Here is an 8,791-nt window from a genome sequence, read left to right on the forward strand (position 1 = left end):
CATGCGAAGCATGGTGGAGGGGTGTCCCCGCTGGCCGTGACACCCCTCCGTCAGTCCTTCGGACTGCCACCTCCCCTTAAAGGGGAGGATTAGTTTGCCCGATGCACCTCGACCGGCTGGACCTGGGGATAGGGCATGACGAGCGTCCCATCGGGCGCGGCGGTGTAGGTGGTCTGGGTCGGATAGGGGATGCTGATCCCCTCCGCCGCGAACCGCTTCATCAGGCTCACCAGCACCCGGTTGCGCGTATCGTGCGCGGTGGCCCAGTCGTCGCCGGGCACGTCGAATTGCAGCGCGAAGTCCAGGCTCGACGCGCCGAAATTCTCGAATCCGGCGCGGGCGACCGTACCGCCTTCGCCTTCGACGATCTCGGTCAGGATCGCGGGCAGGCGGGCCAGCGTATCGGCAGGGGTTTCATAGGCGACACCGATCATGAACGACAGGCGGACATGGTTGCGCACCGTGGTGTTCTGGATTTCCTTGTCGAGCAGTTGCCGGTTGGAAATGATCCGCAACTCGCCGGTAAAGGCGCGGATGCGGGTGGATTTCAGGCCGATCGACTCGATCACGCCGCTGGTGTTGCCATAGCTGATCTTGTCGCCGCGCCGGAACGGCCGGTCGAAGATGATGGCGAGCGCGGCGAACAGATCGCCGAAAATGCCCTGCGCGGCTAGACCGATGGCGATGCCGCCGACGCCCAGACCGGCGACGAGACCGGTGACGTTGACGCCCAGATTGTCGAGCACCACCACCAGTGCGATGGCGAACAGCACCGCCGTCACCAGCAACCGGATCAGCCCCATCGCCGAGAGCAGCGCCTCGCCCGAATAATGTTCGGACTGGGTGCGATGCTCGATCGTGCCGAGGATCAGTTCGCGGGCCCAGATCGCCGCCTGGAACACGCTGGCGACGGTGAAGAGGAAGCTGATCGTCTTGGCGACCTCGCCCGGCGCGCCGGCATAGCCCGCGACCAGTTGCGCGGCGAGGGTGACGATGAAGAACAGGTTCGTCCGCGCGATGGCATGGCCCAAGATCACGCCCCAGCCGCCCGCGAAACCGGGACGGCTGCACAGCTTGTCGCCCAGCTTGCGGACCCAGAGCAGCGCCAGCACGATGACCGCGCCGAAGCCGATGGCGATCAACACCTTCAGCCAATAATGCTGTACCCACCAGGAGGTGGCGTTGACGATGTTCTCGACCTGATCGGGAATGCGTGAACCGTCAAAGATCGGTGCCTTGGGCGAAGTATTGCTCGTCGCCATGGGGACTCCTGAAATGATGGGCGGTCAGGCCGCCTGGGTCGCCGGGGTTCCGGCTTCGAGAAACGCGATCAGCCCGCATTCGACGCGGCTCAGCCCGGCGCGGGCACGGGGTAGGCGAAGCGCTTTGCGGAACGCGGCTTGCCCGTCCTTGACGAGCGCGATCAGCGAGGGGTGGACATAGGATTTGCGGGCGATGGCGGGCGTGTTGCCCAGCTTTTCGACCACGGGTTCCAGCATCGCCTTCAGGCTGAGGTCGGCTTCGGCCAGCGCCAGGGCCTCGAACGCGGCGACGCTGGCGGCCCAGGTGCGGAAATGCTTGGCGGTGAAGTCGCAACCCGTCGCCTCGCGGATATAGGCGTTGACATCGGAGGAGGAGACGGGGTTCGCCTCACCGTCCTCATCGACCCAGGCGAAGAGATGCTGTTCGTCCAGATCCTGGCACCGCTTGACGAAGCTGGCGAGCGAACGGTCGGTCAGCGTCAGGTCGCGCATCTTGCCCGACTTGCCGCGATAGCGCAGCCGCAGCGTCGTACCCTTGACCTGGCCGTGGCGCTTGCGCAGTGTCGTCGCGCCGAAACTCTTATTGGTCGCGGCATAGGCCTCGTTACCGACCCGCAGATGCCCATTGTCGAGCAGCCGGACGACGGCGGCCACCGCGCGCTCCTTGCACAGGCCGCGCTTCTTCAGATCGGCTTCGACGCGCTTGCGCAGGGCGGGGAGGGCATGGCCGAACGCGGCGCAGCGCTCATATTTGGCGGCGTCCTGCGCCTCGCGGAAATCGGCGTGATAGCGATATTGCTTGCGGCCCTTCTCGTCCCAGCCGACCGCCTGGATATGGCCATTGGCGCGGGGACAGAACCAGGCATCCTTGTACGCGGGGGGCAGGCCGATGCGGTTCAGCCGGTCGATTTCATCCCGGTCGGTAATGCGCTCGCCCTCGGGGCTCCAATAGGCCCATTTGCCGCGGATCTTGCTCCGGGTGATGCCGGGTTTCGTGTCATCGCAATAGATTAATCGGCTTGCCATCGCACTCCCTCGGGTCACCTCTGCAAATGCGTCGCTGGTCGCTTCGTTCCGGAACGGCCGATGCGGTCGCGGGTTCTGATCGGGCCACCCCCAGGCATTTCCCGACAGGAGTATTCGATCATGGCCGATCTTTCCCAGGCACGCGTCCTGATGCTCGCCGCCGACGGCTTCGAGACCGTCGAACTGTTCAAGCCCCGCCAGGCGCTGGAAGAAGCGGGCGCGAAGGTGACGCTCGCCTCGCTCAAGTCCGATCCGATTCAGGGCATGGAAGGCGACATCAACAAGGCGGAGACCGCGACCCCCGACCTGACCGTCGACGAGGTCGATACCGACGATTATGACGCGCTGGTCATCCCCGGCGGCACCTGCAACCCCGACAAGCTGCGCCTGAACGAGCGCGCGGTCGAGATCGTCACCGAGTTCATGGAGGACGACAAGATCGTCGCCGCCATCTGCCACGGCCCCTGGCTGCTGGCCGAAGCGGATGTGGTCGATGGCCGCCGCCTGACCAGCTTTCCGTCGATCCGCACCGACCTGTCCAATGCGGGCGCCGAGGTGGTCGATGAAGAGGTGGTCGTCGACGGCAATCTGATCACCAGCCGCAAGCCCGACGATATCCCCGCCTTCAACCAGGCGATCCTGACCGCGCTGGAGGAGGAACTGGCCGACGAGGAAGAGACCGAAGAGGCCTGATCCCGTCACGGGACAATGACGGGCGTCGCATCTCGCCACCGCGCGTGGCAGGATGCGGCGCCCGCTCGCTTTTTCAGGATCGCCTTATGCGTCTGGTTCCGCTGCTCTTTCTCGGTCTGACTTCCGGCGTCGCGCTGGCGCAGGGGATTGCGCAGCCCTTCATGGTCGGCGCGCGCGGCTTCGGCGCGTTGCAGGATGCGGTGAATGCGATCGGCGATGGCGAGGGGGTGATCCGCATCGCGCCGGGCACCTATCGCGAATGCGCGGTGCAGAGCGCCGGGCGGATCAGCTATGTCGCGGTCGAGCCGGGCAAGACGATCTTCACCCGCATCGCGTGCGAAGGAAAGGCGGCGCTCGTGCTGCGCGGAAGGGGGGCGCAGGTGCAGGGGATCGTCTTCAGCCATATCGAGGTGGGTGATGGCAATGGCGCCGGTATCCGCATCGAGAAGGGTCCGCTCAGCGTCAGCAACGCGATGTTCCTCGATAGCCAGTCGGGCATCCTGTCGGCCGACGATCCAGCCTCCACGGTGACGGTCGATCATTCGACCTTTTCGGGGCTGGGCCATGACCCGACCGGCAATGGCGCACACGGCATCTATATGGGTCGCTATCGCGCCTTGCGCGTCACCGCCTGTCGTTTCGAGCGCGGGCAGGGCGGCCATTACGTCAAGAGCCGCGCGCCGATGGTCGAGATACTCGACAGCAGCTTCGATGACAGCCAAGGCCATATGACCAACTATATGATCGATCTGTCCAACGGCGCGAAGGGACGGATCGCGGGCAATGAGTTCGTCGATGGCCGCGACAAGGACAATCACTCGACGCTGATCACTGTCGCGCCGGAGGGGGCCAAGAACGACTCGTCGGGGCTGGTGGTCGAGAACAACCGCGCACGGCTGGCACCGGGGGCGGATTACAAGCCGGTGTTCGTGGGCAATTGGGCGGGCGAGCCGATCGTCCTGCGCGGCAATATCCTGGCCCCCGGCATCACCCCCACCGCGCGGCGCTGGATGTAAGAGTTGCCTAGTCGGGTTAGCCCCTGATTCCTCCCCTGTAAGGGGGGGGGGGACCAGCGAAGCTGGTGGAGGGGTGTCCCCCTCTCGATAGCGCGACATCCCTCCGTCAGGGCTTCGCCCTGCTACCTCCCCTTACAGGGGAGGAAAAGACTGGCGTTACGCCGCCTGCGACCCGCGCGGTACATCCGCCCGGCGCTGCATCTGTCGTGTCCGCGCCTCGCGCGTCCGGCGTGACAGATAGGTATCGAGGCCGATCTGCGCCGCCATCAACTGATAGAGGAAGGGATTGAAGGCGATGCCGACGAACGCACCGCCTAGCAGATAAATGAGCTGCGCATGCTGAAGCGCCCCGGCCAGCGTGCCACCCCAATGGAGTGGATCGTCGGCGGCGCGGTAGCGGCGGCGTAGCGCCTCCATACGGAACAGGCCGGCCAGATTAATCCCCAGCCACAGGATCAGCCCGGGCCAGCCCTGCTCGCCCAGCATCTCGAAATAGCTGGAGTGATAGGCGCGACCCCGGTCGGTTGCCCGCCGCTTCTCGATGGTCGAATCATGCGCGCTGCCCTCGACCGAGGTCAGCTCATAGCTCAGCGAATTCTGCAGATAGGCGTTGAAGCCGCCCCCGAACGGATGGGAGCCGACATAGGCAAGCGTCCATTTCCACACCGCAAGCCGGGTCGAGGCGGACTCGTCGCCCTGATAGGTGCGGATGGTGTCCATTCGCTGGGTATAGGAGGAGGGGAGCAGGGGGATGGCGATCATGACGGCCGCGCCCAGCATCCCGATATAGAGGAAACGCCGCTTCACATCGCGCAGCATCAGGATCGCGAGCAATCCGATGCAGAGCAGCCCCGTCCGGGCCGAGGTGCCGATCGGGATCAGCAGACAGGCAAAGACCAGCGCATAGGAGAAGATCCGCACCCGCCAGTCGGGCGGAAAGATGGTGCCATGCGCGCCCAGCCACAGGATGACCGGGATCGCCGAGATGGCGACGGCAGAGATGATGCTGCCTTCGTAGAGACCGGTATTGTTGGTCACCATCAGGTTCAGCTCGCCGTAACCACCGCCGGAGAACAGCGTCTTGATCCCGCCGACGATCACGATCGAGGCCAGCGAGAGGATCATGAACAGCAGCAGCGCCTCGATCCGCAGGCGCGTGCGAAGGGTCAGCGGCAGGAAGACGGCAAAGGCCAGCGCCTTCCAGACCCAATCCCATTTCTGCAACGCCTCCACTGGGAAGTCCGCGCCGAAAAAAGTGGTGAGGCCGCAATAGACCAGCAGCATCAGGATCGCGCCCTGCCGCACGGTGAAGCGGCTGTCGCGCTTGTCGTCGACCAAGGCCCAGGCCGCGACCGCCGATACCACCGCGATCAGCGAGATCGGCACGGCGTTGAGCAGATAATAGGTCAGCCGCTGTGGCGAGACGATGTCGATATAGATATAGGCGAGGACCAGCAGGAACGGCCGTCGCAACCCCATGGCGAACAGGCTGAACAGAAATCCGATCAGGAACAGGTCACGCATCGGGCCGGCGCCCCTTCTGTCCGGCACGCGGATCGGCCGCCTCATTGTCGAGATCGCGTCGCCCGAGCAGACGCCAGGCGGCGATCAGCATCAGGCCATGGGTCAGGAGCAGGACAAAGCCGTCGATCATCTGCCCCTCCCTATTCCTATCAAGCGGCACAATCCCGCTTATAATCCGCCGGTTGACGCGGCGTTAAGGGCTGGCATGACAGGCGTCACCTATGCGCATCCTGCATGTTCTCGACCATGGCCTGCCGCTGCAAAGCGGATATACGTTCCGCACGCGCGCCATCCTGAAGGCGCAAGAGGCCCAGGGGCATGCCGTGGCGGCGGTCACCGGACCGCGCCAAGGTGTTTCGGCGAGCGATTGCGAGACGATCGACGGCCTGACCTTTTATCGCACGCCTACCGCCCGGGACGGCGCACCAAAGGGACTGGTGGGCGAGGCGAGGGGGCTCGCCGCGCATGTCCGCGCGATCACGGCGGCGGTCGATGCGTTTCGCCCCGATATCCTGCACGCCCATTCGCCGGTGCTCGATGCGCTGGCCGCCTGGATGGTGGCGCGGAAGCGCGGGTTGCCGCTGGTTTACGAGATTCGCGCCTTTTGGGAGGATGCGGCGGTCGGCAATGGCACGGGCACGGAAGGGAGCACCCGCTACCGCGCCACCCGTGCGCTCGAAAGCTGGGCCTGTGCGCGGGCCGATGCGGTGGCGGTGATCTGTGAAGGCTTGCGCGGCGATCTGATCGCGCGGGGGATCGCGGCCGACAAGATCGTCGTGTCGCCCAATGGCGTCGACCTGACCCTGTTCGGCCAGCCACCCGCCCGCGACGAAGCGCTGGCGCGGGACCTAGGGTTGGATCAGGCCGAGGTGATCGGCTTCATCGGCAGCTTTTATGATTATGAAGGGCTGGACGATCTGATCGCCGCCATGCCGCGTCTGGTGGCGGCGCGACCCGCGGCGCGGCTGCTGCTGGTCGGTGGCGGCCCGATGGAGGCGGCGCTGCGCGCGCAGGCCCAGGCCTCGCCCGTCGCGAAGGCGATTCACTTCATCGGGCGCGTGCCCCATCAGGAGGTGGAGCGCTATTATGGCCTGGTCGACATACTCGCCTATCCGCGCAAGAAGATGCGGCTGACCGATCTCGTCACGCCGCTTAAACCGCTGGAGGCGATGGCGCAGCGTCGGCTGGTCGCGGCCTCCGATGTCGGGGGGCACCGCGAGTTGATTCACGACGGCGTGACCGGCACCCTGTTCCCGCCCGACGATCCCGATGCGCTGGCCGACGCACTGGCCGCGCTGTTGGCGAACCGGGGGATATGGGAGGACCGAAGGGTGGCGGGGCGCGAATTCGTTGAAGCCGAACGGAATTGGGCGTCCAATATTCGGCGTTACGAACCTGTTTACCAGCAGCTGGTAGCAAAGGCCGCGACGAAACGCTCATGACCTTTACCGCTACGCCCTCTCCTCATCGCTTTCTCCCCGCCTTGGCCGGCGGGGCGGTCGGCGTGTTGATTGCCTTCCTCTTCCTGATCGCACCGGTCTGGCGGCTGGAGATGCTGGTCACGCAATTGGGACTGGCGGATATCCTGTCCGCCGCGCAGCCGCCGCTGGGTACCAAGGCGCGGTTGCTGCTCGCCTTTGGCGCCGGCATCGGGGCAGGTGCGGTGATCTGGGCGGCGGCCTATCTCCTCTGGGGGCCAGGCGGACTGCTCGCCGGGCGTGCGCCGGCCGTGGCGGAGGACGAGGCGGACTATGTCCCCGCCGTTCGCCGCTCGGACCGTCATCCCGACGCGCCCCCGCGCCGTCCGTTGCACGCTGCCGAACTCGGTGCTCCGCCGCCGCCACCGGTCGAGGAGGAGGAAGAGGTCGAGCGGACCTTGCCCGCCGATCTCGATCAGCCGCTGGCCGCGTTCGACCCGGCCGCGATGCGGGCAGTCCCGCGCGAGCCGGCCCCGATGCCGATCGCGCCGATGAACGAGCCGGACGCGCTGGACAAGGGAGCCAAGCTGCCCCCACCCGATCCGCAGAATGATTCGATCGAATCGCTGCTCGACCGGCTGGAACGCGACACCGCGCTGCGTAAGGCGAAGCGGCCCAGCTGACCGTCAGCCGCGCCGCCGCATCCAGGCGATCAGCGGGCGTTCGATCGCAAGATGGACCATCCCGCCGAGCAAGGCGCCGGCGATCGTCAGCAGGACGAACCAGATCAGGGGCGGCAGTGCGACGCCCAGTCGCAGGCCGATCTGCCAGGCGACCCCGATCCCGATCAGGTGGAACAGATAAATAGCATAGGACGCCTGGCCGATGCCGATCAGCGCGCGGGGCCAGCGGACCAGACCCTCGCTTCCCGCCGCTCCGCCGATCAGCGCGGCGGCGGACAGGCCATAGAGCAGCCGTGCGGTGAACCCATAGCCATAGAGCAAACCCGCCGCTTCCAGCGCCCATGCGCTCAGGAAGGCCGTGGCGCCGACGGCGGCGACCCAAGCGGCTAGGCGAGGTCCGGGGCGGCGAATGCGCAGGATATGCGCCGTGCCCATGCCGAAGAAAAATTCGATGGCGAAGATATTGGTCGCCAGTCCGCCGCCGAGCGGGACGAACTGCGCCGTCAGGATGGCGAGCAGCCAGAGCGCGATCGTCACCAGACCCAGGATACGGTGAAGCAGCAGAAGCGCGAAGAAGAGGTAGAACAGCACCTCATATTGAAGCGTCCAGGCCAATGGATGCAGCGGCGGGGTGGTCCTCGGCCATAACAGGATCGAGAGGATTACTCGCCCGGGCGCGGGCCAGCCATGGCCGCCCGCCAAGGTGACGGCGATCGTGCAGGCCAACGCCAGCCAATAGACGGGATAGATGCGCCTCACCCGCCGCCACGCATATCGGGTGACGCTGCGCGGTCGCCCGATATCGCGGTGATGGATCAGCAGGAGCAGGAACCCGCTGAGCACGAAGAATAGGTCGACGCCATTATGCCCAGGCCGCATCACCGCGCGCAGGGTCGGCGTGCCGAAGGCGAGGTCTACATGGGTGGCGGCATGGCAGAGGAGGACGGCGATGGCGGCGACCCCGCGCAACGCCCTCGATCCCCGCCAGCCTGTGCCGTCCCGTCCCCGATATCATGTCACGCCCCCCAGCCCCATGGTCAAGGCTAGGCGGTTCATCGCCGGAGCGTAAGTCATGGCGCGGCGGCATTGTGCCAGCATGACATGAAAAGGGCGGCGGGACCGAAATCCTACCGCCCTTTTCCAGGTCAGCTCTTCCTCCCCTTGCAGGG

9 protein-coding genes are annotated in these 8,791 nt (G+C 65.9%); 4 read left to right on the forward strand and 5 right to left on the reverse strand.

Annotation, left to right across the window (positions count from 1 at the left end):
- Nucleotides 1–89: 89 nt before the first annotated feature.
- A complete protein-coding gene (locus tag SP6_RS01425; RefSeq protein ID WP_016510712.1) occupies nucleotides 90–1,262 on the reverse strand; it encodes a mechanosensitive ion channel family protein in 1,173 nt (390 codons plus the stop codon).
- Nucleotides 1,263–1,286: 24 nt separating this feature from the next.
- Entirely contained in the window at nucleotides 1,287–2,288 is a 1,002-nt protein-coding gene (locus tag SP6_RS01430) for a DNA topoisomerase IB (RefSeq protein ID WP_016510713.1), read from the reverse strand.
- A gap of 120 nt (nucleotides 2,289–2,408) precedes the next feature.
- On the opposite strand from SP6_RS01430, the gene SP6_RS01435 reads away from it, so the two are divergent.
- Both SP6_RS01435 and SP6_RS01440 read left to right on the forward strand, forming a co-directional pair.
- Nucleotides 2,409–2,981 carry a type 1 glutamine amidotransferase domain-containing protein gene (locus tag SP6_RS01435; RefSeq protein ID WP_035386720.1) on the forward strand — a complete coding sequence of 191 codons (573 nt, stop codon included), beginning with the start codon at nucleotides 2,409–2,411 and terminating at the stop codon, nucleotides 2,979–2,981.
- 86 nt (nucleotides 2,982–3,067) lie between these two features.
- A complete protein-coding gene (locus tag SP6_RS01440) occupies nucleotides 3,068–3,997 on the forward strand; it encodes a right-handed parallel beta-helix repeat-containing protein (RefSeq protein WP_035386721.1) in 930 nt (309 codons plus the stop codon).
- A 156-nt stretch (nucleotides 3,998–4,153) separates the two neighbouring features.
- Here SP6_RS01440 and SP6_RS01445 read toward each other — a convergent pair whose 3' ends face one another.
- Nucleotides 4,154–5,521 carry a putative O-glycosylation ligase, exosortase A system-associated gene (locus SP6_RS01445; protein ID WP_016510706.1) on the reverse strand — a complete coding sequence of 456 codons (1,368 nt, stop codon included), beginning with the start codon at nucleotides 5,519–5,521 and terminating at the stop codon, nucleotides 4,154–4,156.
- On the reverse strand, nucleotides 5,514–5,651 hold the full coding sequence (locus tag SP6_RS21175; protein WP_016510707.1) for a hypothetical protein: 138 nt from the start codon (nucleotides 5,649–5,651) through the stop codon (nucleotides 5,514–5,516). Before SP6_RS21175 ends, SP6_RS01445 begins: the two co-directional genes overlap by 8 nt.
- A gap of 91 nt (nucleotides 5,652–5,742) precedes the next feature.
- On the opposite strand from SP6_RS21175, the gene SP6_RS01450 reads away from it, so the two are divergent.
- The gene (locus tag SP6_RS01450) at nucleotides 5,743–6,963 is read left to right on the forward strand and encodes a TIGR04063 family PEP-CTERM/XrtA system glycosyltransferase (protein ID WP_035386722.1); all 1,221 of its coding nucleotides are present in this window, start codon (nucleotides 5,743–5,745) and stop codon (nucleotides 6,961–6,963) included.
- Nucleotides 6,960–7,622, forward strand: a complete 663-nt coding sequence (locus SP6_RS01455; RefSeq protein ID WP_035386723.1) for a hypothetical protein — start codon at nucleotides 6,960–6,962, stop codon at nucleotides 7,620–7,622. Before SP6_RS01450 ends, SP6_RS01455 begins: the two co-directional genes overlap by 4 nt.
- Nucleotides 7,623–7,625: 3 nt before the next feature.
- On the opposite strand, the gene SP6_RS01460 is transcribed toward SP6_RS01455, so the two are convergent.
- Nucleotides 7,626–8,591, reverse strand: a complete 966-nt coding sequence (locus SP6_RS01460; protein WP_042468349.1) for an acyltransferase family protein — start codon at nucleotides 8,589–8,591, stop codon at nucleotides 7,626–7,628.
- Nucleotides 8,592–8,791 lie beyond the last annotated feature (200 nt).

The sequence above is a fragment of the Sphingomonas paucimobilis NBRC 13935 genome (assembly GCF_000739895.2).
GTDB classification, from domain to species: Bacteria; Pseudomonadota; Alphaproteobacteria; order Sphingomonadales; family Sphingomonadaceae; genus Sphingomonas; species Sphingomonas paucimobilis.

Bases quoted from the DNA above. Each gene is read 5' to 3' on its own strand.
- SP6_RS01425 (WP_016510712.1), bottom strand. From the start codon at position 1,262: ATGGCGACGAGCAATACTTCGCCCAAGGCACCGATCTTTGACGGTTCA.
- SP6_RS01430 (WP_016510713.1), bottom strand. From the start codon at position 2,288: ATGGCAAGCCGATTAATCTATTGCGATGACACGAAACCCGGCATCACC.
- SP6_RS01435 (WP_035386720.1), top strand. From the start codon at position 2,409: ATGGCCGATCTTTCCCAGGCACGCGTCCTGATGCTCGCCGCCGACGGC.
- SP6_RS01440 (WP_035386721.1), top strand. From the start codon at position 3,068: ATGCGTCTGGTTCCGCTGCTCTTTCTCGGTCTGACTTCCGGCGTCGCG.
- SP6_RS01445 (WP_016510706.1), bottom strand. From the start codon at position 5,521: ATGCGTGACCTGTTCCTGATCGGATTTCTGTTCAGCCTGTTCGCCATG.
- SP6_RS21175 (WP_016510707.1), bottom strand. From the start codon at position 5,651: ATGATCGACGGCTTTGTCCTGCTCCTGACCCATGGCCTGATGCTGATC.
- SP6_RS01450 (WP_035386722.1), top strand. From the start codon at position 5,743: ATGCGCATCCTGCATGTTCTCGACCATGGCCTGCCGCTGCAAAGCGGA.
- SP6_RS01455 (WP_035386723.1), top strand. From the start codon at position 6,960: ATGACCTTTACCGCTACGCCCTCTCCTCATCGCTTTCTCCCCGCCTTG.